Source organism: Paenibacillus barengoltzii NBRC 101215 (genome assembly GCF_004000745.1).
Lineage (GTDB): Bacteria > Bacillota > Bacilli > Paenibacillales > Paenibacillaceae > Fontibacillus > Fontibacillus barengoltzii.
Genome location: NZ_BILV01000051.1, coordinates 23167 through 47896 on the forward strand (window position 1 = coordinate 23167; position 24730 = coordinate 47896).

The window sequence follows — 24730 nt, forward strand, 5'->3', positions numbered from 1 at the left end:
ACCTATTTTCGAGATGCGAGCAAGTCACCGAAGCGGCCGGAACTTCACTTAACAAGGATTTAACAGCCTGGTCTTTATAATCAAAAACAAATCCTCCTGATCGTAAGGAGGATGGTTCACAGCATCGAGTAAAGGAGGAGGTCAATCATGCTAATTGAAGTGGTATCCGCTGGACCGGGTTGTTCCATATGTCAGAGAGCGATTAAGCTCGTCAAGCAAGTCGCAGAGGAAGTTCCGCAGATCGAAGTCCAGGAAATACATGTCGTTGATCATTTTGAACGTCTTCAGGAGCTCAATATTTTTAGCGCCGGAGCGATTCTCATCAATGGAAAAACGGAATTTGTCACCGTGCCCACATTCAATAAACTTCGTGAACGTGTAGACGAACTGCTCCATCACGAAAATCATTCCCAAGACCAAAGGAGTCACTAATGGAAAATTTATATCATTTCACCATCTCAGGAGGCATTTCGGCCTCCACCTATATCTTGGTGTTTATTGTCGGCATCGTAAGCGCGGTGTTGGCGTGCTATCTGCCTGTCCTTGCCATGTTCGGTGGGTATGTTCAAAAAGGGGCCGCAGGCAGCAGAACAAGAGCACTCTCGATTGCATTCAACTTTATCTTAGGGATGGTCGTCACTTCGTTGGCGGCGGGTTTAATCTTCGCATTGCTTGGCCAACAGTTTCTTCCTTTTATCGAGAAATATCACCTACTGACCTGGATCCCGCCGATCTTTGACATCTTGGCTGGCCTGCAGCTCTTGGGCGTTATTTCCTTCGCCATGCCTGCCTTCCAAAAGCCAATGAGCCGCCCGGATCAACAGCCTGGCCTGTTGGGCGCGTTTAAGCTGGGGATTCCCTACGGGCTCGTTATTTCGCCTTGTGCGATTCCGATCTTTTTTGCCCTGATCAGTTATATTGCCCTCCAAGGTAGTCCGGTTCACGGCGCATTGCTCATGACGACCTACTCCTTGGGTAAGGGGGTCATTCTCACCCTGGTTGCCATCTTCTCCATTTCGATTCTGAGCAAGCTGTCCAAATGGGGCGATAAAGTTAAAAAAATCGCCGGCTACATCTCCATCGCGCTTGGGGTCATCTTTCTGATTGTTGGGTTCATGAAATAAAACGCACACATCTACAACTCCCCCGCTTAGGCCCAAACTTGACGGTTTGGGTCTTTTTCATTTTTTACGTATCATGACAGGGGGCGAGCATTATAGTACAATGCAAATATTGAATTTTTGCAAAGGGGAATTATCTTGATCAAGAAGGAAATCGCTTATATCCGCAAGCAATTCAAGCTGGATCATGAAAGACTAAGTATTTACGACATCCTGAACGTCTATATTATGAAGGAAACCAACGAAATCTATCATTTTGAGCGTACGCCATTTGAGCTGTTAGAGAGAGAGAAGCAGGAATTGCACATGGGCAATTTCAAAAGACTGCTGTCCGGTGAATTGGATCAGAAGCTGTTCGAGGTCAAGTTCCAGGAGCATCCGGAAACGGACAAGCCAGCACAGGAACTGCTGCATCAAGCTCTCGTAACCGGAGATGCCGACGAGTGGCATGATTTGATGCTTCTGCTGGTGGAGAAAATGCTGGAGGATACGACGTATGAACGGGATACGGTGATCACCTTCGTACGTGGCCAATACTACAAGCCCACCAAGGAGCGCAATGAAGAAGCCGAGGAGAGCGAAACCGATGAAATGTTTGCCAATCCGTTTATTTTGTGCAGCATCAATTCGACCGAACCCCAACGCAAAACGCTGATGTTCGATTATGTCGAACGCGAGTTTAAGTACAACGTGATCGTTGATCCGATCATCAAGCTGCGCTCGCCGGAGCAAGGCTTCTTCTACCCCAGCATCACCGACGGCTTCTCGGATGTGAATCGGGTGCTCTATTGCGCGGGAAAGGCTAATGATCCCAATCAACATTTTATCGATCAGGTCCTGAACGCTGAGAAGACGGTAACCGCGCTGGAAGAGAGAGCGATCTTCGAGGAAATCGTCAAGGAAGTTGCCGGTGATCAGCTCGACGCCTCCACGATTGCAAGCGTGTATGAGGAAATTCAGCAGGTGATTGAAACCCATGAGGAGGAAGAACCGCCCAAGCTGGATTATCGGGATGTGGAACGTGTGCTAACCGCCAGCGGAGTGGAGAACGTGACGACAGAAAAAGTCGAGCTGGCCTACCAAACGGTAATTGATGACAAGAACTATGAAATCAAAGCAAGCAGCGTTGTTCCGAAGTTTACGTCCAAATCAATCAAGATCGAAACGAAGGTGGCCACGATCTCGGTCAGCCCTCAAGATTTAAAGTACCTGAAGCAAGTCAATTATCATGGAAAACGCTGCATTCTAATCGAAGTGGATGAGGATGCGGTGATTGAAGGGTTTACCCTAAGCACAGAAGAACTATAGTGGTGGAATCGATCACTTTATGAAGGAGGCTTCATGATGAATAACGAACCAAAGGACTTGTTGCCAGAACAACGTGAACAGTTGCTCCAAACTTTGCAAGCCCGCTTTGAGAAAAACATGAATCGCCATCCCGAGTTGACATGGGCCGAGGTCCAAGTGAAGCTGGAGGCACAGCCCGATAAGCTGTGGTCGCTCCACGAAATGGAACGGACCGGCGGCGAGCCGGACGTGATTGGATACGATGAGCAAACCAACCAATTCTTGTTCGTCGATTGTTCGGCGGAATCGCCTAAGGGCCGTAGAAGCGTCTGTTACGACCATGAAGCCCTGGAATCGAGAAAGCAGCATAAGCCCGAAGACAGCGCGATGAATATGGCGGCTGCTATGGGGATTGAGCTGTTAACGGAAGAGCAGTACCGAGAACTGCAGAAGCTGGGGAAATTTGATCTGAAAACCTCCAGTTGGGTGCAAACCCCTGCTTCCATTCGGAAGCTTGGCGGTGCCCTTTTCTGCGACCGTCGTTACGACACCGTCTTTGTGTACCATAATGGGGCAGAATCCTATTATGGCGCCAGAGGGTTCCGCGGGATGCTGAAGGTTTAGAGATGGAACACAACCGCGAGGACAATCACAAGCTTTTTGCTTTACTTAGCAGTTATCTTAACCATGCCCCCGATTTGATCGATGAGGCGGAGATTAACGAGCTCGTGCAGAGCGGCGTCTCGACCGAGTACGCCTTCAAGCTGCTGCTCGCCGCTAAGTTTGGGCTCGATATCCTGGAGACCCCTCAGGATCGGGAGATGTTTCATCAGTATTTTGACCCAATGCTTCATCAGTTGGATCCTGCAGAGTATGAGCATAACCCGTATTATCGGAGCATCCGCCTCCCCGCCGCCCAGATTGGCGACTGCGAATTGAAATACGAAAGCTACAAGCCATTTGAGGGATTCGTATGCAACGATATTGTGCAAACGGCGGATGGACGGCAGATTCCGCAGATCGGGTTCTTCCCGGTTGAATTCAAGTATCCGGCATTGCTGGAACAGGGACGAATCTGGATGACGGTGACGCCAAACGAGATCGCAACGATGAAGGAACCGATCGCGGATGCTTTTGGACGAGTTCTAACCTTTGGACTTGGTCTGGGCTACTACGCGTATATGGTTTCGGAAAAGGACAATGTGGACTGCGTGACGATTGTTGAGATCAACGAAAATGTGATTCGATTGTTCCAGCAACACCTTCTTCCCCAGTTCCCGCATGCTGAGAAGATTCAGATCATCCAGGCGGATGCTTTCGAGTTTGCCCGCACCCGTCTGGCCCAGAAGGCTTATGACTATGTGTTCACTGATCTATGGCATGACGTATCCGATGGGATCGACCAGTATCTTCGAATGAAGCAAATCGAACGACAGCATCCTAAGACTCATTTTTCGTATTGGATTGAAAAGTCGATTCAATGTTATCTATAAAGACATAAAAAAGAGAGGTGCGTCTGCATCTCTCTTCTTCTATATATTAATTAATGAACACTGCTGATCACTGTTTCACAGCAACCTTCTCCTCGACGGCCTGCAAGACATCATCGATGGAGATGTTCAACGAGATGGCCATCTCTTGAAATAAAGTATTCTCTATGCTCAACAACAGCTGGTTGTCTTGGTTGCCGAGCTTCTTATGATTTTCCTCGGACCATTGTTTCTTGCGCATCAACGTATTAGCTACCTTCGCGATTTCCTCTCGTTCTCCTGTCTTCACCATCGCGCTGTATTTGTGATGCCGTTCATGATTGTTATCGATCCATGGAATGCCTTGCTCCATAAACGAGTCAATTAAGGTCATCGCTTCCTCCGGCCCCATCAATTTCTGCAATTGCAAGGGCGCCTTATCAACCGGAATGCTGATCTTCAAGGTCTCATTGCTTAGTGGATGCAATTCATAATAAGTCTTGGAAACCCCGGCCAGCGATTTCACGCAAACCTCGTCGATGCGGCAAACTCCATGCACCGAATAACTGATCAAATCCCCCTCATGAAACATGGTCGTGATCCCGCCTCTCTATTTTGTCAACTAAGTTGACTATCAACAGTATACTCTTTTTTTGCAAAATTGTCAACTAAATTGACAATCTGCAATCGTTTTTTGTATAGTGTAGGAGAACTAGCAACCGGCACGGAAATGGAGGGATCCCATGCATCCCAGATTTGAAACTCTGGATCTCATCGACCTGATCAGCGAACGTCATGTTCAGCTTCGCTCCATTCGCGAACAAGTGTGGAACGAACGGAACGAGATGTATATCTCCAACTCAGAATGGTTTATCATGGCCAGGATTTATCAGCAAAATCCCACGATATCTCAAGTGACCAGGCAAGTCGATATTTCCCGGCAGGCGACACATAAATTCATCAAGAGCTTGGAAGCCAAAGGGCTGGTAGAGGTTATGCCCGCCCAGCATAATAAGAAGGAAAAAAGCTTGAGATTAACGCCTTTGGGCGAAAGCTGTTATGAGAAGAACACCACCATCAAGGCAGCGCTGGAACAGATCATTGCGGAAGCGTTGGGAGCCGAGCAGGTCGAAATGTTAAAGAAGCTGCTAAAGGCGGATTGGGGAAAGTTAAACGATCTTCACGACATGAAAAAAGGAAGGGAATCCTTTTAGAATCCCCTTCCTTTTTTTCAATTACATCCCGACAAATACGTTGTGGCTGAGTGGACCCCAGTTCGAGCCGCCGTATCCATTCATTCCTTGCAGGCTGACGAAACAAGGGAGCACAATATGGGTTAGAGGCTAAATTCCTCCATAAACTTCTGGGCTGCGGTAGTGAGCGGCACGTTCCGCATATTCATAATGCCCACCTGAGACGGCGGCAGCTCTACGTCCAGCTTGATTTCAAACAGCGACCCCTCTTCCAGCTCCTTCGACACGAATTCCCGGGCCACATACGAAATGCCCAGTCCTTTCCGCGCCAATTCGATGAGCAAGTCGACGCTGCCAACCTCGATTTCCGGCTTCAACTCATAGCCGTACTCATGAAACAGCTCCGTGATCGCCATGCGGGCGCGGCTGTTACGGGAAAACAAGATAAGCGGGTGCTCCAGCAGCGTCTCCAGTGAAATCACCTTGTCCTTGAGATTGGCATAGGCACAGCCAGCCACGAAGCAGTCTTGCAGCTGAATGCCCTCCCGCACCTCAATATGCGAATCAACGATGGGCATCCGGGCGACACCTAGGTCGATTTTCCCCTCTTTCAAGTAACCCATAATCTCTGGAGTCGTCCCATGAAGCAACTGAATCCCGACTTCCGGATACCGGCGATGAAAATCCTCCAAATAAGGCAGCAAGTAATGCTTAAACAACGAGTCGCTGCCGCCGATCCGAAGTACGCCGGTCTCAAGGTTTTTGAGCTCGGCCATCTTCTTCTCCGCCAGGGAGATCAAAATTTGCGATTGCTCGATATACGAGTACAAGATCGCCCCTTCCTGCGTCAATGATACTCCCTTGGAGTTGCGGTAAAACAACGTGAGGCCGAAGCTTTCTTCCAGCTGTTTAATCGCATGGCTGACGCTGGGCTGAGTCAGGAATAATGCATTCGCTGCTTGCGTCAAACTGCCGGTTTTGGCTGCCCAATAAAACACTTTGTATAGCTCATAATTGTTTGTCATAAACCTGGTCTATAGCTCCTGTCAAATATATTAATTTCACCTATGGTCATATTCGTATTATATTGGAGTCATTCCAAATAATCCATAGCTTCGAGGTGGGAATGGGCGAAGTCCTATCTTCCACGAACACAGATAACCTGTATTCAACGAATAGATAAATGGAAAGCTATGCTGAGAGGAGAGAAACTGGATGGATGCCAATACGTTTGTATTGTTTGGGGCAACTGGGGATCTGGCAAAACGTAAAATTTACCCTGCCCTGTTTAACTTGTTTTTGGATGGAAAGCTGCCTGAGGTGTTTAGCGTCATCGGCTTGGGCCGCAGAGAATGGTCGGATGAGACCTTTAAGGCAAACATCGAACGATCTCTGCACAGCTTTTCCCGACGGGAAGCTAGCGATGCTGAGGCTGTGACTAAATTTCTCAGCTTCTTCCGCTATCATGTCTTGGACGTCGATCGCAAGGAAGACTACCAAAGCTTGCTGAAGCTCATTGAAGAACGCGAACAGGCCCTAGGGGCGGAGCCCAATCGGTTATTTTATCTGTCGGTTGGTCCAGAGCTGTTTGAGACGATTGCCAATCATATTCAAGACAGCGGACTCGGCGACACGAAAGGCTGGAAACGGCTTGTCATTGAAAAACCGTTTGGCCGCGACCTGCAATCCGCTCGTGATTTCAATGCACAGTTAAGCAAAGCTTTCACTGAAGATGAAATTTTCCGCATCGACCACTACCTCGGCAAACCGATGGTACAGAAGCTTCATCTGCTGCAGCAAACGAATCCGGTGCTCCAGGCTTCCTGGAACAACCGCTATATCGCTAACGTGCAAATTACGGCCAGCGAAACCGTTGGCGTTGAGGAAAGAGCCGGGTATTACGACCATTCCGGTGCACTGCGCGACATGTTCCAAAATCATATGCTACAACTGCTGATGATGCTTGCCGCTCATCTGCCGAAAGGCGACGATTCGGAGCAAGTGCGCTCCAAGAAGAAGCATGTCATGCAATCGCTGGAGCCGCTGCTGCGTCAAGACGTCGCAACCCAAGTGGTTCGCGGTCAATATACAAGCGGGACAATTCAAGGAAAACCGGTGGTTGGTTATAAAGACGAAGCCGGGATCCCGCAGGAATCCCAAAACGATACCTTCATCGCAGCCAAACTGCAAATCGAAGATGACTTCTGGCGCGGGATTCCGATTTACATCCGTACCGGCAAACGCATGAAGGAGAAAGCAACTCGGATCGTCATTGAGTTCCGTGAACCGGTGAAGCAAGTCTCCAACACGAACAACGGCGGCAAACCGAATTTGCTTGTGTTCGAAATCAGTCCAAACGAGGGCATTTACCTGCGCCTGAATACGGAAGGCGAAGCGCAGCAACAAGATCTCACGAAGGTGCTGATCGGCTCCCATAAGAGCGGCAGCGAAGTGCCTGAAGCCTATGAGAACCTGATTTATGACGCGCTCCGCGGCGACTCTTCCTTCTTCGCGCATTGGGATGAAGTCGAGTTGTCCTGGAAATGGGTGCAACCCATCCTGGATGCATATGCCGCAAATGAGGTGCCGTTATACCCATACCCTGCAGGCAGCTTCGGCCCGCAAGCGGCGCACGATCTGCTGGCCAAAGATGGGTTCGAGTGGTGGTTCGACCGTGAAAGCGAAGCGGCAACCTCCGCCAAAAATACCGGCAACACATCGTCTCAAGCGTCCTTATCCATTAAGTAACAGGGAATATGGAATTTCTTGTCCCTGATCGTTTAAATCTAAAAATTATAAATTTGGAGGGATCACGATGAAATTTTTTGTTGACACAGCCAATCTGGAAGACATTCAAAAAGCCTATAAAATCGGCGTCTTATCCGGGGTGACAACCAATCCTTCCCTCGTTGCCAAAGAAGGCGTTAAGTTCGAAGACCGCATCGAGGAAATTTTGAAAGCCGTCCCTGACGTGGAGTCCGTCTCTGCGGAAGTCACGCCGGACGCAGTGACGGCTGAAGAGATGATTGCCCAAGCGGAAGAACTGATCAAAATCAACAACAATGATCCGCGGATCACGATTAAACTGCCAATGACGCTGGCTGGTCTTGAAGCCACCAAATATTTGGCGCAAAAGGGCGTCAAGACCAACGTCACCTTGATCTTTACGGTCAACCAAGCTTTGCTGGCCGCTCGTGCAGGGGCAACTTATGTATCGCCGTTCCTCGGCCGCCTGGATGATATCTCCGAAGACGGCGTGCAGCTGGTATCGAAAGTGGCAGAGCTGTTCCGGGTCCATAACCTGGATACGCAAATCATCGCCGCTTCTGTCCGCCATCCGGACCATGTGACCCGCGTGGCTCTGGCCGGAGCGCATATCGCAACTATTCCGTTCGCTGTCATTGCGCAACTGGCTAAACACCCGCTGACCGATCAAGGGCTGGAGAAGTTTGCAGCTGACTGGAAGAAATCCGTAAAATAAGTGCTTTTCCCTATAGACTAGAGAGGATAGGTTTGGAGGTAAATAGATATGAAAAAACAACAAATCGGCGTGATTGGTCTCGCCGTCATGGGCAAGAATCTCGCGCTGAACATTGAAAGCAAAGGCTTCTCCGTTGCATTGTACAACCGCTCGCCGGAGAAAACCAAAGAACTGCTGGAAGAAGCGCCGGGCAAAAATTTCGTTGGCACCTACAGCATTGAGGAATTTGTGCAATCGCTGGAAACGCCGCGCAAAATTTTGATTATGGTTAAAGCCGGCAAGCCAACCGACGACACGATTAACCAACTGGTTCCTTACCTGGATAAAGGGGACATCCTAATCGACGGCGGGAACGCCCACTTCCCGGACACCCAACGCCGCAACAAGCTGCTGGAAGCGCAAGGTATCCGCTTTATCGGTGCCGGTGTCTCCGGCGGTGAGGAAGGTGCGCTGAAAGGCCCGGCGATCATGCCAGGCGGACAACGGGATGCCTACGAGCTGGTTGAACCGATCTTGACGGCGATTTCGGCCAAAGTGAACGGCGATCCTTGCTCCACCTACATCGGTCCAGATGGTGCCGGTCACTACGTGAAGATGGTTCACAACGGGATTGAATACGGGGATATGCAGCTGATCGGCGAAGCCTACCATCTGTTGAAGGATGTTCTCGGGCTGAGCGTCGATGAACTGCACAAGATTTTTACAGAATGGAACAACGGCGAGCTGGACAGCTACCTGATCGAAATCACCGCCGACATCTTTGGCAAGAAAGATCCAGCTACCGGCAAACCGATGGTAGACGTGATCCTGGACTCCGCCGGTCAGAAAGGCACTGGGAAATGGACGAGCCAAAGCGCCCTCGATCTGGGCGTACCGCTGTCGATCATCACCGAGTCGGTGTTTGCCCGCTTTATCTCTGCGATGAAGAGCGAACGCGTGGCCGCCAGCAAACGGCTGAACGGTCCGGCTACGCAGCCGTATGACGGCGATAAAGAAGCATTCATTGAAGCGGTACGCAAAGCGCTGTATGCCAGCAAGATCGCATCGTACGCCCAAGGCTTCGCGCAAATGCGCCTCGCTTCCGAAGAATATGGCTGGGATTTGAATTATGGCGCCATCGCAATGATTTTCCGCGGCGGTTGTATCATCCGGGCCCGCTTCCTGCAAAATATTAAAGATGCGTACGACCGTGACCCGAATCTGAAAAACCTGTTGCTCGACGATTACTTCAAAAATGTTGTAGAGAACTACCAAGACGCTTGGAGACAAGTCGTTGCCACTGCCGTCACCCGCGGTATTCCGGTACCGGCCTTCTCCTCCGCTCTCGCGTACTACGACAGCTACCGTTCTGAACGGTTGCCAGCGAATCTGCTGCAAGCCCAACGCGATTACTTCGGCGCCCATACGTTCGAACGCGTGGACCAAGAAGGTACCTTCCATTTCCAATGGTTGGATAAATAAAATATACGAAAGCCGCGAGGTTCTTCTCGCGGCTTTTTTACTACGTTTTTGCACGGTCTAGCACAATGTTCCAAATCCAACCAATCGAGCACCTGCGCATGCGTTAAGGAGGAACTGCACCCGCTGATGTCGAAGCCTACATAAGCATTCTAGAACTTGCGAGGTGACGAAAGCTTGACGATTCTTCACAACGATTGGGCCCCCTTCCTGGAGCCCGAATTCAAGAAACCGTACTATCTACAGCTGCGCCAGTTTCTGGCGAATGAATACCGCACTCGTACGATTTATCCCGATATGTATGATATTTTTAACGCGCTTCATTATACGTCCTTCGCCGACACCAAAGTCGTGATTCTTGGCCAGGATCCATATCACGGCCCAGGACAAGCACATGGGCTCAGCTTCTCCGTCAAACCGGGAGTCAAAGCCCCGCCTTCCCTGCAGAACATGTTCAAGGAGCTGCGGGACGATCTGGGCTGCCAAATCCCTAATAACGGCTATTTGGTCCCATGGGCCAAGCAAGGCGTGCTGTTGCTCAACACCGTCCTGACCGTGCGGGCCGACACCCCGAATTCCCATAAGGATATCGGTTGGGAAACGTTCACCGACAAGGTGATTGAAACACTTAATGAGAAGCAGGAGCCGGTCGTGTTCCTGCTGTGGGGCAGCCATGCCCAGAAAAAAGCGGCCCTGATCACAAACCGCGAGCATCATTTGATCAAGTCGCCGCACCCCAGCCCTTTATCGGCCCATCGGGGATTTCTGGGCAGTCGGCCGTTTTCGCGGGCCAATCAATTTTTGCGCTCCAAAGGCTTGGCTGAAATCGATTGGCAGATTCCTGATTTGTAAGGCACTTTAGACGATGCTTCGCACCAAGCCTCCATCGATCCGCAATACCGCCCCATTGATCGCCGATGACAGCGGGCTGCTGAGGGGAAGTGTCGAATCAACGGATTAACGGCTTCCCCGTGAGATTCCAGTAACCGACGCCCAGGCCTCGCATACGGTATAGGAAGAAGCCTAAACGAAAGGGGAAGTTCCATTGTTTAACTATTATTATCGGCAGTGCCCCGCAGTGCACTACCCCTACACCGTACAGCCTGGGGACACGCTGAACATCATCGCATTCCGGCTGGAATCCAGCGTCACGCGCATTTTAGCCGCGAACCCAGGCCTTGATCCAAACAATCTGCAAATCGGCCAGGTGATCTGCATCCCCTCCTGCCCGCCAAATCATGTGTCCCGTATCATCCAGCCCGGCGACACACTGTATCAGATTGCGCAGGAATACGGCGTGACCATCGCCAGCATCCTGGAGGCGAACCCAGGCGTGGATCCGAACTCGCTGCGGGTCGGACAACGACTCTGTATCCCGCAGATTGGCGGCGCTCCCGATGTGTCCGGCCTGCGGGAAACGATTACCGCCATGCAAAGCGACATCAATACGCTCAAAGCGGATAGCAGCGTTCAGCAAACGCATGAGAGCAACTACGGCAACTCCACGCAGACGACCCGCGTGCTGAGCGTAACCCCTCGTGAGATCCGGTTCGAGGCGGTTCCGGTCACGTTCGCCGGCGCATTCCGCGGTCATTTTACCGCCGGCCGCCGTTACCCCTATTATGTGGATGCCTCCATGGGCGGCAGACGTACGCTGAACGTCAAGGATAACTTCGGGGTATGGCATTCCTTGAACTACAGGGAACAAACACCGCAATCCTGATTGATGTCCACACACACGAAAAAAAAGGCGGGACCCAGATCTACATCCAGGTTCCGCCGTATCCTCATTTAACCTCGTCTTACCCTTCCCGGTTTAACGTCCGCTTCAGGAACTCTCTTGTCCGTTCTTGCTTCGGAGCATTAAAGATCTGCTCCGGCGTTCCCTCTTCGGCGATGACCCCTTGGTCCATAAATACGACCCGGTCCGATACCTCCCGAGCGAACTCCATCTCATGGGTCACGACGATCATCGTGAGCCCTGAGTAGGCCAGCTCCTTCATGACCTTCAGCACCTCGCCCACCATCTCGGGATCCAGCGCCGAGGTTGGCTCGTCGAACAGCAGGACGTCCGGGTCCATCGACAAGGCGCGGGCGATGGCGACCCGCTGCTTTTGTCCGCCGGAGAGCTGCTTCGGTTTGGCATGAATATATTGCTCCATCCCGACATCTCGCAAATATTTCATCGCGATTTCCGTCGCTTCTTCCTTGGAGCGCTTCAGCACCTTGACTTGTCCCACGACGCAGTTGCTTAGCGCGTCATGATTGTTGAACAGGTTAAACTGCTGAAACACCATCCCCAAATGCCGGCGGTACAACGAGGCCTTCTGCAAATCCTCCAAAATATTGTTGCCATTGTAGATAATTTCCCCGCCGCTTGGCTTCTCCAACAGATTGATGCAGCGGAGCAATGTGGATTTGCCGGAGCCGGAGGAGCCGATGATGCTGACAACCTCACCTTTGCTGACCGACAGATTGATATCCTTAAGTACCTCGTGGGTACCAAAAAATTTGCTCAAATGCCGAATTTCGATTACCTTGTCCATCCTCACTCCTGCTTTCTGCTAGCGCTGCAGCGTATAGCTTTCGGGGCCGTCCAGCCTTTTTTCGATACGCTGTAATATTTTCGTTACGGTTAACGTCATGATCAAGTACAACACGCTGGCCACAAAGAACGATTCAAAATACCGGAAGTTGTTCCCGGCAATCGACTTGGTCATAAAGTACAGTTCCGATACGGAAATCACGTTCAGCACCGAGGTATCCTTGATGTTAATAATAAATTGATTGCCCGTCGCCGGTAAAATGTGGCGAATGACCTGCGGCAGCACCACATTGCGCATCGTCTGCCAATGGGTCATCCCAATGGCGTGGGCGGCCTCGAATTGTCCTTTGTCCACTGAATAGATGCCCCCGCGCACGATCTCAGCCATATAAGCTCCCGTGTTGATGGAGACGATGAAGATTGCCGCAAATGTCCGGTCCATATCGTAATTGAACAGCAGAGACGATCCGTAAAAAATCGCCATCGCTTGAACGATCATCGGCGTTCCCCGGAAGCATTCAATGTAAACGGTCAGCAGGGCGTTAACGATCTTCAGCAGCCAGCGTTTGAGCCCGCGTTCCGGCACCGGAATGGTTCGGATTACGCCAGCCAGCAGACCAATCGCCGCACCGATGATCGTGCCGATGAGCGAAATATATAACGTTATCCCGGCTCCACGCAAAAACATGGGCCAGTTATCGGTAATGATTTGGATGATCCACTCGTAAGTCATTTTAATTCCTCCCGCACCGTATAAAACCGACTGCAATCCCATTGCAGCCGGCTTATGTCCCGTGCTTTATTTAGTTCGCTGCAGGTTGATTCTTAATCGCATCGTTCATAATCTGGGCCCGTTCGTCTTCGGAAATGCCCGCAAGAATTTCGTTGATTTTCGCCGTCAAGTCGCTGCCCTTCTCAAGACCAACCGCGATGGCGGTATCATCATCGGAGGTGTTGAAGCCGTCCTGGAACTCCACGTAAGCGAAATTCTCATTTGCGGTTGCGGCGCTGACACCTTCCGGAAGCTCAGACACATAACCGTCAATCGTACCGGATTCCAAGGCTACACGCATTGCCGGGAAGTTGTCCATCGCCGGTTGCTTGTTCACCCCGTTGATTTGGTCGATGACAGAGTAGTGGAACGTATTCAGTTGGGCCGTAACTTTCGCGCCGCTGAAATCTTGGATCGAGGTTGCACCTTCATAAGGGCTTCCTTTTTTCACCACCATAATCAGGTTCGATTTATAGTAGTTATCCGAGAAATCAATCGTCTTCTTACGCTCTTCGGTTGGGGACATCCCGGCAATAATCGCATCGATCTTCCCAGAGGTCAACGCCGGAACCAGACCGTCCCATTCCGTCTTGACAATAACAAGCTTCTTGCCGAGGCCGTCGGCAATTTTCTTGGCGATTTCCACATCGTAGCCGCCTGCGAATTCGGAGCTCCCGTCAATCGGAACTGCGCCGTTGGAGTCATCGTTTTGTGTCCAGTTGAACGGGGCATATCCCGCTTCAAGTCCTACTTTAAACGTATTATCGTCTTTGCCGCCGGAGGAGCCGCACCCTGAAAGGACCAGCACGACCGACAATAACATGAGGATGGATAAAGACCAGGTTTTTCTCATTTTTCTTCACTCTCCATACGAATTAATGAATCAATAAAAAACAGAAACAAAAAAACGACTTCGGATATACACCGAGGCCGTTTGATGGGTTCATTTCCGTCCTGACACCCACTTTCCCCTCGACGAGATAGCGCAACTTGATAGATCGGGTTCATCTATCAAGACAGTCCTGCAGCTATTAACTGCAGGCCCAGCAGCATATAGCGAGCCTATATACCGCTTCGGCGACATTTCCTTCTCCTCGGGCTCATCGCCTGCTCAAGCTCCTCCGAAGACTGTTAAATATCGCGCCTCTACCTCACCATTGCTAGAAAGTGAGGTCTAATTCAATTTGTTTGTAGGATACAATATGAACACTATTTCTGTCAAACTAACATAGGGTGGAAATGATAGGGAAAGAAGAGAACGACAGCAGTTTTGATCCATGTGCCTAACCCTAGACCTCGGTTCACCTGATTGGGATGCTGGAGCGGCGGAACGTTTTTTTTCCAGAAGAAAAGGGAATAACCAATAGGGTACACCTATGCTAAGGGGGATCTCTCATGAAGTTGACGCCGGAGCAGCGCATTCAGCTGCATGAGTTCAACAACCTGACCAAAACATTAAGCTTTAATATGTACGATGTCTGTTACACCCGAACCAGACAGGAGCGCGAAGCTTATATCGCCTATATCGACGACCAGTATAATTCCGATCGCCTGACGAAAATCCTCAGCACGGTCTCTGAAATTATCGGTGCTCATATTTTGAATATCGCGAATCAGGACTACGTTCCGCAGGGAGCCAGTGTCACGATGTTGATTTCCGAAGGCCCCGTGGTGGAGGTGCCCACTGAGTCGTTTGACGAATCGCCCGGGCCGCTGCCGGAATCTGTAGTGATGCAGCTCGACAAGAGCCATATCACCGTTCACACGTATCCCGAATACGATCCGAAAGAGAGCATCAGCACGTTCCGCGCCGACATTGACGTATCGACCTGCGGGGAAATCTCGCCGCTGAAGGCGTTAAACTACTTGATCCACTCCTTCGAGGCGGACATCATGACCATCGATTATCGCGTACGCGGCTTCACCCGCGACATTAACGGCCACAAGCTGTTCATCGACCACGATATCAGCTCGATCCAGAACTATATTCCCGACGAAGTGATTGAGAAATATCAGATGATTGATGTGAATGTCTATCCGGAGCATATTTTCCATACGAAATGCAAGCTGAAGCAGTTTGATCTCAACAATTACCTGTTCGGGTATACGAAGGACGAACTGTCTGCCGAAGAGCAAAAGCAGATTACCGAGATGCTGGTCACTGAAATGGATGAAATCTTCTATGGTAAAAACATTCGTTAAACAAAGCAGCCCTTGCCAATTATGGCCTAGGGCTGCTTTGTTGTTGGAGCATATGTCGTATCCAATCAGTTACTCGTTTAATGCTGCTTTTAAAGCTTCGAGGTTTTGACGCATCAGCGACAGGTAATCTCGGCCCGCTGCTTCATCTTCGGCCGTCAGTCCTTCGATCGGGTTCAAGACCGCTGTCTTCGCTCCAATTTCCCGGGCAATCGTCTCGGCTACTTTGGAAGAGACCAATGTCTCGAAGAATATCGTCTTCACCTGATGCTCCTCGGCGAACTTTACGATCTCCGTCATCTGTGCCGCTGACGGCTCCTGGTCAGGAGATAATCCGGCGATCGGTACTTGGATCAGCCCATACTCCTGAGCCAAGTAACCAAAGGCAGCGTGTTGTGTGATAAAGTCCTTACGTTTTGCATTATTCAACGCGCTAGAGAAGTCTTGGTCCAATTGCTCTAACTGGGCAACGTAGGCGTCAGCGTTTTGCTTGTAGTTGGCCGCGTGCTCTGGGTCCGCTTTCGCCAAAGCGGCCTCAATGTTGCGAACCTCTTGGACTGCTAACGCCGGTGACAACCAGACATGCGGGTCCAGTCCGCCGTGATCGTGACCATGGTCATGATCGGAATCGTGCGCCGCTTCCTCAGCGTCGGATTCATGATGGGCGTCGTGGTCTGCATCACGATCGACATCATGCCCATCCCCGTCGGCATGTTCCTCTTCGCCTGCGTGCTCCTCGCCATGCTCGTGCTCCTCTTCTTCTCCGCCTTCCATCAGCGCGATCCCTTCGCTGGCCTCAACAATTTCCGGCTTACCGCCGGATGCGGAAGCCTCCACCTGTTCCAGCCAACTTTCCATCCCGGCGCCGTTCACGATAAGCAGATCGGATTCTGTCAGCTTCCGAATATCCTGGGGACTCGGCTCCCAATCATGAGGTTCTACACCGCCGGGAACGAGCAGCTCAACTGTCGCCAGATCGCCAGCGACTTGCTTCGTAAATTCATACATCGGGTAAAAGCTTGTTTGAATCCGCAGCGGCTGTTTGGCAGCCATCTCTTCATTGCTGCCTGCCGCATTCGTAGCAGCATTCGCCGAATTGGCTGCATTTCCTCCACCCTGTCCGCTTCCGCCGCAACCGGCGATCACCAGCACCAGGCTCAGAATAGCCGTAGTGGCAAAGCTTTTTACATAGCGTAATTTCATTCTCTTCTCTCCCTTATTCCAACGATAATGACTCGCCGTCTTTCGCCGGCATACTTATAAATTCTCCGTTGTCCCGTTCCGGTCGGGTTGCACGGCGGCCGTTCTTCCGGGCCATCCAGCCCCGTACCTTCTGCCCTGAGATGCCGGCTAATAAAAACAAGAGCAAAATTAACGCAATTGTCCCGCCGGGCGGCATATCCAAGTAATACGAGGCGGTCAGTCCGCTGAAGATCCCCGTGAGACCGGAGGCAACGGCGATCATGATCGCTGCCGCAAACCCCCGGGCCAACCGCAGCGCAAGCGAGGCGGGCAGCACGATCAGTGAGGACACCAGAAGCACGCCCACAATCGGGATCGCCGCCGCCACCGCCATGCCGGTAAACACCGCGAAAGAGAACGACAGCCACGTCACCGGGATCCCGCTGATTCGTGCGGTTTCTTCGTCAAAGGTTAAGCTGTATAACGGTCTTCGCAGGACGATGAAATACATGGCGCCCAGCAAAGCCACGCCAGCCATCAACACCAACTGAGTGTCGCTCACCGCAACGATGGAGCCAAACAGGTAGGCGCTGAAGCTTTGGCTCAGGTTGCTGCGTAAGCTCATCAGCACGACGGCGAGCGCCAGGCCTGAAGTCATCACAATCGCAACCGGCATCTCGCTGTATGCCCGGTAGCTGCGGCGCAGTTGCTCAATCAACAACCCGCCAAGGATGGCAGCGACAAAGCCAGCTATTGCCGGGTTCCAGCCCAGCACCGCCCCGAGGGCTACACCTGCCAGCGAGACGTGCGACAACGTATCAGCCATCAACGCTTGGCGCCGCAGCATCAGGAAGACGCCAATGATCGGGGCGATGCTGCCGATCAAAGCGCCGGCCCAAAACGCACGCTGCATGAACGCGTAGTCAAGCATTGCCATTCCTCGCTTTCTTGCTGCTCCAGGGAGATGATGCGGTCCAGATATGTCTCCGCTTCCTCCGGGCCATGGGTGACCATGATCACCGTCAACCCTTGTTGGTCTGTCAGGTGCCGCAGCAACTGGTAAAATCCTTGCCGACTTTGCTGATCCATGCCTGTCGTGGGTTCATCCAGAACCAGTACCCGGGGCTGCCCAGCTAAAGCCCGGGCAATACAGATCCGTTGCTTCTGCCCGCCGGACAATTCACCGATTTTTCGATCACGATGCTCCCACATCCCGACCTGCTTCAGACTGCGTTCGACGATCTGCTGTTCCTCCGCACCAAATCGTCGAAACAGGCCCAGCCGGGGATAGCAGCCTGACTTCACCAGCTCCAGCACTCGACTGGGAAATCCACTGTTAAATGCGGCAACCTGCTGCGGGACATATCCGACGTTCAACCGGCCATCCACCAGCACTTCCTCGTTGATCCTCACGTTTCCGCTCCACGGCTTCAGCAAACCGAGCAGCAGCTTCAGCAGCGTCGTCTTTGCTGCGCCGTTTGGTCCGGTAATGCCAACGAACTCGCCAGCATGGATTTCGAGGGATACCCCGTCAATAACCGGCTTGTCACTATACCCAAACACGACGTTTTCCAACGAGGATAAAATCATGTTACCCCTTCTTTTCTAGAGCGTAATTTTTACGATTAACAAAGGCGACAATTCGCCCTCTACGCTAGCCATCCTCCACTATTCGATTAACGTGTCTCCCGATGAATCGTGTATTTACGCAACCGAGGTGAGTATTTCCGCAGTTCCAGACGCTCGGGATGAGTCTTTTTATTTTTCGTGGTCGTGTAGTTTCGATCCCCGCACTCCGTACAAGCTAATGTGATAACCGCTCGCATGTTCATTCCTCCTTGAGAATAAATCTTAATTGGCGTTCGCCAGCTCTTCCGCTGAAATCCAGGGCAGCGGATTAGGGAAGTCCGCCCAGTTCATCTGCATCTCTTCGTCGGTTAACAGGCATGCATCAAGCTCCCGTTCGATCCCGCTGCGATCCATTCCAATACCGATAAACACCAGCTCAGTGATCCGGTCACCCGTCACATCGTCCCATTTGTGCCGCAATTCAGGCTCTTCCGCAAACATCTCTTCCCGCTCACGTTCTGACAACGAGGTCAGCCAATATCCGGCCGGACCAAATTGAATCGATGGCCCCGCCTGACTTAAATTGGCTGCCAGATCCCAAGCGGTTGCAATCCAGACGAGCCCTTTCGCCCGGACCACTTCCTCCGGCCATTCGCTCATAAACTCAGCCAACCGCTCTGGATGAAACGGACGTCTCCGTCGATAGACGAACGAACCGATGCCATATTCCTCGGTTTCCGGAGTATGGTTTTCCAGTTCCAGCTCCCGAATCCATCCCGCCGATTGACTGGCCTTCTCGAAATCGAACAAGCCCGTGTTCAAAATTTCCTGCGGATCTACACGGCCCATGGTAGAGCGGATAAACTTGGCGGTTGGCTGCAGCTTGCGCAGGACCCCCTCCAGTTCCTTCAGCTCCTCCTCGTCCACGAGATCACATTTGTTCAAAATTAAAATGTCGCAGGTCTCAATTTGATCGATCAGCAAATCCACCACATCGCGGTTGTCGTCTTCCCCTGCTTGTTGCCCGCGTTCCAGAAGCGTCTCGCCGGAGGAGAAATCCTGCCAGAACCGGTAAGCGTCTACCACGGTAACCAGGCAGTCCAACTTGGCGATCCCCGTCAAATCAATCCCTGTCTCAGCGTCCGCATAAGTAAACGTTTGTGCGATCGGCACCGGTTCGCTGATGCCCGTGGACTCGATTAAGATGTAATCGAACCGACCCTCCGCAGCCAGCTTCTGCACCTCTCTGAGCAAATCCTCACGCAGTGTGCAGCAAATGCAGCCGTTCGATAGCTCCACCAGCTTCTCCTCCGTGCGTGACAAACTCCCGCCGGCGCTGATCAGCTCCGCATCGACGTTAATCTCGCTCATATCATTGACGATCACCGCCACCTTCAGCCCCTGGCGATTGCTCAAGACGTGGTTCAGCAGCGTTGTTTTGCCCGAACCCAAATATCCACACAGCACCGTAACGGGAATCGGGCGCGCAATATGTTCATTCATTTCGTTTCATCCCCTTTCGTATGCAAGACCAGATGCCCGCTCTGGTTTATTCGTAATTATTACGATTAACAATCAATACTATATCTTCCTTCCCTGGGCTTTGTCAACTATCGATACGAATCTGCGAACGAATCTATCAACTTCGTTCTGAAACGCCTTGGAAAATAATAGTATAATACTACACTAGATCCTGATTTTGTCTAAAAGGAGTACGCCATGAATAAACAAGCCATCACCCGAATGCTGCCGATTCTTGTGCCGGCCGCTTTCGCGCTCGCCTGCCTGACGGTCCTATACCCGTCGCTGATTCGACAGGTCCCGCTTGACGAGCTGCAAACGTTCAAAACCAGCTTTCTCAGCATCTTGCTGGAAGCGCTGCCTTTCGTGCTGATCGGAGCGCGTTTGGGCTCGTGGTCACCTCCGACCAGCCGCTTGTTGAGCTGACTAAAGACAGCTGGCTTGAGGTGGAAGGAACCATTGAGCCGCAAACGCGGGAGGGCAAGGCGATCCTTACCGTTAACGCGGAGCGCATCCGAGAAATTCCAAGATCACAAACGACCCTACGTCTATCCTAGCGAGGATTCGGTGAAAGCATGGGAGGATCTGTCGGGGATGGAAAACTAGCGGATATAGGCGTCTACGCCGTTATCATCCGGGCCTGGAGCGCCGCTGCGGACGATCTCCACATACACACGGTTGGGCACACAGATGATCGTCTCGCCGGGCCGGGAGATGAAGCCCATCTGCATGGAGATTTTTTTCGGGCAGTCGGCGTACATCATTTGGATCCCCCCGTCAAAGACCTTTAGCGTATTGTTCCCGTATTTCGAGTGGATTTCGATGGTCTCCTCCCCGACGTCCAAGGGGACGCTGCGGTAGGATTCGCCGTCCACCTGGATTTCGGCGCGAAGCGTTGCCGGGTCTACCGTCTCCCGGCTTTCCAGCACCTGGCGCAGGAAGAGCCACGTCGAACCCAACAAGACCAGAACAACGATCAGCAGGACGTCGCCCCGTTTCATTTTTAGCATATCGATCCATCCTATTCTTGGGTATTAAACGTAATCATTACGAATAAACATATCTTAGAAACTAGCGTCTTCTTTGTCAATGATCCACTTATCTCATGTTGATTGGCGATCTCCTTCCCGAGCGCATGATCGCGGAGGAATGGGCGTTGGCCATCCACCGGCAGATCTTGTAAGCTGGCTTGCCGGCTGGCGCTAGACATGAAAAAGCCGTTCTGGCGCATCGGCAAACGACGCGAGGAACGGCCCTCTTGGGTTGGTTGTTTTATTTTTGATTTTGGCTGACGACGAGGTCCACGAGAATATCCAGCTGCTTCTCCAGATTCAGTCCGTCCACCATCCAGAACTCTTTGTAGTTCAGCAAGTACACGTGGTTATTTTTCACGGCAGGGATGTTTTTCCACACCGGTCCATTCATGACTTCCTCTGCGCGTTCCTTCCCGCCGTCCGGTTCATACACCGTCACGAACATATGGTCCGCAGCATATTCCGGAACGACCTCCAAAGAAATATCCGCGCCTGTGGTCGGGAATACCTCTTTCTCGATCTTCTCCTGCGGCTTCAAGCCAAACATTTCGTACAGGTTATAGCCGGCATCCCGAGTTTTTGGCCATACCCAGAAGTTCTTCGCCCAGATCGAATACGTGCCCACGGTTTCGTCGGGTCCGATCACCTCGCTGAGCTTGGCTTTGGCCTCCTCGGCTTTTTGCTTATACCGGGTAATAAATTCCTCCGCCTGTTGCTCACGGCCCAGCATTTCACCCACCGTCTTCACTTCCTCCAGCGGGTCAATTCCCTCCCAGCCTGTGGTGGCCAGGGTGACAACCGGACCAATTTTCTTTAATTGCTCAACGATATCGGCCGGTGTATAGGTCGGGACAATAATCAGATCCGGCTGAAGCTCCAGCACTTTCTCTACTGAGATATCACCGACGCTTTCCACGCCTTCCAGTTCCTTATTCAGCAGAACCGAGTTTTCCAGAGCAAGCGAGCCCGCCCCAACCGGCTTCACGCCGAGAGCCAGCAGATCACCCAGATGCGTAATGGATACAATCCGCTGCGGATTGGTTGGAATCTCAACCTCTTGCCCGGTATAGTCCTTGTAAACCTTCGTTGCCGCTTGTCCTTCGGCGGAATCGTTGGTTCCGTTGCCGGATTGCGCGCTTCCCGCTGCATTATGGTTCGACGCCGCCGCATCGTTTGCCGTATTGCCGCCGTTTTGGCCGCAAGCCGCAAGCACAACTGTCAGCAACAGAACCGTTGCCACCGCAAGAAATCGATGTTTGAACACCTTCATTTGTATTGCTCCCCCATTTTCTACTGATAATGATTATCATTATACACAGGCTAGGACAATTAATCAATCGTCAGCCCAAAATAAAGGACCTTCCCTTTGCCATCATCAGGATAGCTTGGGAAGGTCCCTCCATTATCGTTTTGATTACACCGCTTATTCTCTAACGATAGTGATCCAACCGTCAGCGTCGAAGTCTACGGATGCGCTAAGCGCCTCTGCCAGGAATCGGAGCGGCACGTAAGTCAACCCGTCCTTATGCACAAAGGCTGGCTGGCTCAGCGTTACCACCTTGCCATCCACCGCCGCTTTCTTCGAGCCGACCTTGAGAACGATCTCCTTGCCGGTCAGGTCATCGATCACGACAATCTGGCCAGACCCCGGCGTCCACTTCACTTCGGCGTCTAACTGCTCAGCCAAGTAACGCAACTGTACAAAGGAGATGCCGTTCTTCGTGATCAATCCATAGTAGTCGCTTTGGGTATCGAGCACAAGCTGTCTATGGGTCAAATTAAGGTCTTCTTTGAGCAATTTGTACAGCGGAGCGGAACCCTGGAAATTGCGCAAAATTTGCCCTGGGGTCAACTCCGTTTCCGTCACGTCGATAACACCGACACTCGTATCCACTTGATCCGCGGTTACTGTCCCGCCGATGTTCCACATTTCGCTGTCGCTGCGCGTAATAATCCCCAATCAGGTCTCTGAGCCCTTGCTCATCCTTCACCGCGCTGGCGAGGAACGGCTTAATCAGCCCAAACAGCTCGTCGCCGCGCACTTCCGCATGCAGGTTCGTCAAGCTCAACGTCTCCCCGTTTACCTGCGAGGAAGTTTGCTTCACGGTCAATACCGAAGGGTTCGGGAAATGCTTCAGCACGAATTCCGCCAGTTTGACGGTCAGCTCCTGCGCCCCGGCTTCCAATTCGCTCGTGTCAGGCAGCGTCACGCCCTCAATGGACTGAGGTATGTACAACGGCTGCTTCGCGCCTTCAACCTGCAGCGCAATCCCCTTGTCGTCCATGAAGAAGAGGAACGGAATCTTCTCTCCCTTCAAGCCGACGGAGCCTTTCATCGAAATATGTTTGGTATCCTGCACCTTTGCACTATCGATATTCAGAGAGAAAGAATTCATAAGATCAATTGCTTTTTGGTCCTCCGCAGTCAGCTTGGCCGATTCAGCCGGAACAACTTCGACGGTAACCGTCTGTTTCGACTCACTGCTCGTCGTCTTTGCGCTGTTGGCCAGCGCTTTGGCCACGTCAAACCCGCCGACCGCCTGGCATCCCGTGAGCGCTACCAGCAGGTAAGGAAAGATATTTGCTGGAAGGAAATCAGTTATGGCATGAAGATGAGAACGGAAGGTATGTCGACCGAGCACAGGAAATGGGCATTCAGCAATCGGGATGGGTCTGGGGAGCTCGCTTCTTCGATGCGGATAACAGCGGAAATATGAGCTTGATGGTGACGAACGGTTTTATATCGGCAGATGAGGAGGAGGAGTACTGGTTCGACATGGGGACGCTTGCGACTACGCCAGGTTATATCGTCGAGGATGTTCAACCGCGGTGTCAACGATCTTGTGTTCGCGAATCAGGGTGCTAAAACGAAGGTATACAAGAGTGAGGTCAGCAATGGGCATCATTGGATCAAGCTGGATCTGATCGGTACCTTTCCGAGCAATCGTGACGCAGTTCAGGAGTCCGTTGATTGAATAAAAGAAGCGGAAGGTTCGATAGGCTTAGCGGGGCGCATTTATGGCGCTCCTATTTTTTCGAAATAAAAGGATTTTATATTTTTTCACATAATTATATTAAGATATCAGAATCTGGGAGGTATTTCGATGGAAAGAAGACATGAGGTATTGTTTGAGCAGCTGCATACATACCGCAGAGAGCTGTTGAAGGTGGTTGAAGACGTGTCGGAAGACGAGGCTGACATTGTACCGGATGGTTTCAACAACAATATCAGATGGAATCTGGGGCATGTGGTTCTGGATCAGTATTTATGGATACGCGTGCTTACGAAAGAGGATATGCCGGTCCCGATGAGCTTTAATCAATGGTTCGGTTACGGAACGAACCCATCGCATTTTACGGACGAAACCCCGTCATTGTCAGAATTGATATCACTGCTTCAGGAGCAGCCTCGCTTCATAGAGCAGCAGTACCGGGATCGGCTGGAGGAGGAGTATCCGCCAACGGATATGGGGATGCATACCCTTGAGCAGGTACTTGTGAGAACGATCTTCCATGAAGGACTTCATATGGGCGCCATTCAGGCCATCAAAAGACAGGCTGCAAACCGCTATCGGTGAGTTTCGCTCGTTTGTGAACCAAATTAGCTCAATTTCATTAAAAATAGTACACCCGACCCTCCCTTCCGTGTCAACTCATTTAAAAATGTTACCGAAGGATAGTGGTTCACTCACGTAATTTTGTTACCCAGTGGAGGCAGACGTTACGGGTTGGCAACCCAGCACCTTCACGGCATTATCAAGGATTACAGATTTTTCATTTCGCGATTTCGCTCTCTTGTATTGATCAGCCAAGGTACGGATCACTTCACGTCGTGTTTTCATGCTCAATTTCAACACACATCCTTCGGTAACATTTCGATGTGAGTGAACCGATGCCTC

The 24730-nt window shown here is 51.5% G+C and carries 29 protein-coding genes, 2 pseudogenes and 1 riboswitch; of the genes and pseudogenes, 15 read left to right on the forward strand and 16 right to left on the reverse strand.

Translation table 11 applies throughout. From position 1 onward, the window contains the following. Positions 1-147 precede the first annotated feature (147 nt). The 5 genes from PBA01S_RS14775 (at position 148) to PBA01S_RS14795 (ending at position 3901) form a co-directional block, all read left to right on the forward strand. Positions 148-432, forward strand: a complete 285-nt coding sequence (locus PBA01S_RS14775; RefSeq protein WP_085279254.1) for a thioredoxin family protein — start codon at positions 148-150, stop codon at positions 430-432. Then, complete coding sequence (locus PBA01S_RS14780) at positions 432-1124, forward strand: cytochrome c biogenesis CcdA family protein (RefSeq protein ID WP_127576270.1); 693 nt, start codon at positions 432-434, stop codon at positions 1122-1124. The genes PBA01S_RS14775 and PBA01S_RS14780 overlap by 1 nt, the downstream gene beginning before the upstream one ends. 135 nt (positions 1125-1259) lie before the next feature. Beyond that, positions 1260-2429, forward strand: coding sequence for a DUF4317 domain-containing protein (locus PBA01S_RS14785; protein WP_016313017.1), 1170 nt, complete (start codon positions 1260-1262; stop codon positions 2427-2429). 36 nt (positions 2430-2465) lie between these two features. Beyond that, positions 2466-3032, forward strand: coding sequence for a DUF4256 domain-containing protein (locus PBA01S_RS14790; protein WP_127576271.1), 567 nt, complete (start codon positions 2466-2468; stop codon positions 3030-3032). A gap of 2 nt (positions 3033-3034) precedes the next feature. Continuing rightward, positions 3035-3901, forward strand: coding sequence for a polyamine aminopropyltransferase (locus PBA01S_RS14795; protein ID WP_127576272.1), 867 nt, complete (start codon positions 3035-3037; stop codon positions 3899-3901). 67 nt (positions 3902-3968) lie between these two features. Here PBA01S_RS14795 and PBA01S_RS14800 read toward each other — a convergent pair whose 3' ends face one another. Next, positions 3969-4469: a CarD family transcriptional regulator gene (locus tag PBA01S_RS14800; RefSeq protein ID WP_127576273.1), complete on the reverse strand. Its 501-nt coding sequence runs from the start codon at positions 4467-4469 to the stop codon at positions 3969-3971. A gap of 151 nt (positions 4470-4620) precedes the next feature. On the opposite strand from PBA01S_RS14800, the gene PBA01S_RS14805 reads away from it, so the two are divergent. Then, entirely contained in the window at positions 4621-5091 is a 471-nt protein-coding gene (locus PBA01S_RS14805) for a MarR family winged helix-turn-helix transcriptional regulator (protein WP_016313021.1), read from the forward strand. Positions 5092-5213: 122 nt separating this feature from the next. Here PBA01S_RS14805 and PBA01S_RS14810 read toward each other — a convergent pair whose 3' ends face one another. Next, positions 5214-6095, reverse strand: coding sequence for a LysR family transcriptional regulator (locus tag PBA01S_RS14810; RefSeq protein WP_127576274.1), 882 nt, complete (start codon positions 6093-6095; stop codon positions 5214-5216). Positions 6096-6285: 190 nt separating this feature from the next. On the opposite strand from PBA01S_RS14810, the gene zwf reads away from it, so the two are divergent. The 4 genes from zwf to PBA01S_RS14830 all read left to right on the forward strand — a co-directional run bounded on the left by zwf (position 6286) and on the right by PBA01S_RS14830 (position 10861). Beyond that, a complete protein-coding gene (gene zwf / locus PBA01S_RS14815; RefSeq protein WP_085279892.1) occupies positions 6286-7818 on the forward strand; it encodes a glucose-6-phosphate dehydrogenase in 1533 nt (510 codons plus the stop codon). Between the two features lie 67 nt (positions 7819-7885). Continuing rightward, positions 7886-8551: a fructose-6-phosphate aldolase gene (fsa, locus tag PBA01S_RS14820; RefSeq protein WP_028538526.1), complete on the forward strand. Its 666-nt coding sequence runs from the start codon at positions 7886-7888 to the stop codon at positions 8549-8551. A 48-nt stretch (positions 8552-8599) separates the two neighbouring features. Continuing rightward, complete coding sequence (gnd, locus tag PBA01S_RS14825; protein WP_085279562.1) at positions 8600-10012, forward strand: NADP-dependent phosphogluconate dehydrogenase; 1413 nt, start codon at positions 8600-8602, stop codon at positions 10010-10012. A 174-nt stretch (positions 10013-10186) separates the two neighbouring features. Continuing rightward, positions 10187-10861 carry a uracil-DNA glycosylase gene (locus PBA01S_RS14830; protein ID WP_016313026.1) on the forward strand — a complete coding sequence of 225 codons (675 nt, stop codon included), beginning with the start codon at positions 10187-10189 and terminating at the stop codon, positions 10859-10861. Positions 10862-10867: 6 nt separating this feature from the next. On the opposite strand, the pseudogene PBA01S_RS23155 reads toward PBA01S_RS14830, so the two are convergent. Next, positions 10868-10945, reverse strand: a pseudogene (locus tag PBA01S_RS23155) (hypothetical protein); the annotation flags it as partial. Between the two features lie 109 nt (positions 10946-11054). Between PBA01S_RS23155 and PBA01S_RS14835 the strand changes: the two are divergent. Then, on the forward strand, positions 11055-11732 hold the full coding sequence (locus tag PBA01S_RS14835) for a LysM peptidoglycan-binding domain-containing protein (protein WP_127576275.1): 678 nt from the start codon (positions 11055-11057) through the stop codon (positions 11730-11732). A gap of 79 nt (positions 11733-11811) precedes the next feature. On the opposite strand, the gene PBA01S_RS14840 is transcribed toward PBA01S_RS14835, so the two are convergent. The 3 genes from PBA01S_RS14840 to PBA01S_RS14850 all read right to left on the reverse strand — a co-directional run bounded on the left by PBA01S_RS14840 (position 11812) and on the right by PBA01S_RS14850 (position 14179). After that, positions 11812-12555: an amino acid ABC transporter ATP-binding protein gene (locus tag PBA01S_RS14840; protein WP_009226089.1), complete on the reverse strand. Its 744-nt coding sequence runs from the start codon at positions 12553-12555 to the stop codon at positions 11812-11814. An 18-nt stretch (positions 12556-12573) separates the two neighbouring features. Next, entirely contained in the window at positions 12574-13287 is a 714-nt protein-coding gene (locus tag PBA01S_RS14845; RefSeq protein ID WP_028538529.1) for an amino acid ABC transporter permease, read from the reverse strand. 70 nt (positions 13288-13357) lie between these two features. Further along, entirely contained in the window at positions 13358-14179 is an 822-nt protein-coding gene (locus tag PBA01S_RS14850; RefSeq protein ID WP_028538530.1) for a transporter substrate-binding domain-containing protein, read from the reverse strand. A gap of 120 nt (positions 14180-14299) precedes the next feature. Continuing rightward, a riboswitch (Lysine riboswitch) is annotated at positions 14300-14483 on the reverse strand. A 238-nt stretch (positions 14484-14721) separates the two neighbouring features. On the opposite strand from PBA01S_RS14850, the gene speD reads away from it, so the two are divergent. Then, positions 14722-15528 (forward strand): adenosylmethionine decarboxylase, encoded by an 807-nt coding sequence (speD, locus tag PBA01S_RS14855; RefSeq protein WP_016313030.1) that lies wholly within the window; start codon positions 14722-14724, stop codon positions 15526-15528. A 69-nt stretch (positions 15529-15597) separates the two neighbouring features. On the opposite strand, the gene PBA01S_RS14860 is transcribed toward speD, so the two are convergent. From PBA01S_RS14860 to PBA01S_RS14880, 5 genes are all read right to left on the reverse strand, one after another. Then, complete coding sequence (locus PBA01S_RS14860; protein WP_127576276.1) at positions 15598-16728, reverse strand: metal ABC transporter substrate-binding protein; 1131 nt, start codon at positions 16726-16728, stop codon at positions 15598-15600. Positions 16729-16741: 13 nt separating this feature from the next. Further along, positions 16742-17644: a metal ABC transporter permease gene (locus PBA01S_RS14865; protein WP_127576277.1), complete on the reverse strand. Its 903-nt coding sequence runs from the start codon at positions 17642-17644 to the stop codon at positions 16742-16744. Then, positions 17590-18297, reverse strand: coding sequence for a metal ABC transporter ATP-binding protein (locus PBA01S_RS14870; protein ID WP_127576278.1), 708 nt, complete (start codon positions 18295-18297; stop codon positions 17590-17592). Before PBA01S_RS14870 ends, PBA01S_RS14865 begins: the two co-directional genes overlap by 55 nt. A gap of 86 nt (positions 18298-18383) precedes the next feature. Beyond that, positions 18384-18533 (reverse strand): 50S ribosomal protein L33, encoded by a 150-nt coding sequence (rpmG, locus tag PBA01S_RS14875; RefSeq protein WP_085170495.1) that lies wholly within the window; start codon positions 18531-18533, stop codon positions 18384-18386. Between the two features lie 25 nt (positions 18534-18558). Further along, on the reverse strand, positions 18559-19779 hold the full coding sequence (locus PBA01S_RS14880; protein ID WP_127576279.1) for a GTP-binding protein: 1221 nt from the start codon (positions 19777-19779) through the stop codon (positions 18559-18561). A gap of 216 nt (positions 19780-19995) precedes the next feature. On the opposite strand from PBA01S_RS14880, the gene PBA01S_RS14885 reads away from it, so the two are divergent. Continuing rightward, positions 19996-20223 (forward strand): hypothetical protein, encoded by a 228-nt coding sequence (locus tag PBA01S_RS14885; RefSeq protein WP_009226080.1) that lies wholly within the window; start codon positions 19996-19998, stop codon positions 20221-20223. 176 nt (positions 20224-20399) lie between these two features. Here the strand turns inward: PBA01S_RS14885 and PBA01S_RS14890 are convergent, their stop codons facing one another. The 4 genes from PBA01S_RS14890 to PBA01S_RS23165 form a co-directional block, all read right to left on the reverse strand. Further along, on the reverse strand, positions 20400-20807 hold the full coding sequence (locus PBA01S_RS14890; protein WP_009226078.1) for a NusG domain II-containing protein: 408 nt from the start codon (positions 20805-20807) through the stop codon (positions 20400-20402). Positions 20808-21069: 262 nt separating this feature from the next. Continuing rightward, positions 21070-22101 carry an ABC transporter substrate-binding protein gene (locus tag PBA01S_RS14895; protein WP_009226077.1) on the reverse strand — a complete coding sequence of 344 codons (1032 nt, stop codon included), beginning with the start codon at positions 22099-22101 and terminating at the stop codon, positions 21070-21072. A 153-nt stretch (positions 22102-22254) separates the two neighbouring features. Further along, positions 22255-22608 carry a copper amine oxidase N-terminal domain-containing protein gene (locus PBA01S_RS23160; RefSeq protein WP_050769795.1) on the reverse strand — a complete coding sequence of 118 codons (354 nt, stop codon included), beginning with the start codon at positions 22606-22608 and terminating at the stop codon, positions 22255-22257. A gap of 1 nt (position 22609) precedes the next feature. Continuing rightward, a complete protein-coding gene (locus PBA01S_RS23165) occupies positions 22610-23353 on the reverse strand; it encodes a hypothetical protein (protein ID WP_255315369.1) in 744 nt (247 codons plus the stop codon). Between the two features lie 59 nt (positions 23354-23412). Here PBA01S_RS23165 and PBA01S_RS14905 point away from each other — a divergent pair, with 59 nt between their 5' ends. Both PBA01S_RS14905 and PBA01S_RS14910 read left to right on the forward strand, forming a co-directional pair. Then, entirely contained in the window at positions 23413-23697 is a 285-nt protein-coding gene (locus PBA01S_RS14905) for a hypothetical protein (RefSeq protein ID WP_174844490.1), read from the forward strand. 238 nt (positions 23698-23935) lie between these two features. Beyond that, positions 23936-24409 (forward strand): DinB family protein, encoded by a 474-nt coding sequence (locus tag PBA01S_RS14910; protein WP_009226073.1) that lies wholly within the window; start codon positions 23936-23938, stop codon positions 24407-24409. A gap of 123 nt (positions 24410-24532) precedes the next feature. On the opposite strand, the pseudogene PBA01S_RS22965 reads toward PBA01S_RS14910, so the two are convergent. Continuing rightward, positions 24533-24730 (reverse strand): annotated as a pseudogene (locus PBA01S_RS22965) (hypothetical protein); the annotation flags it as partial.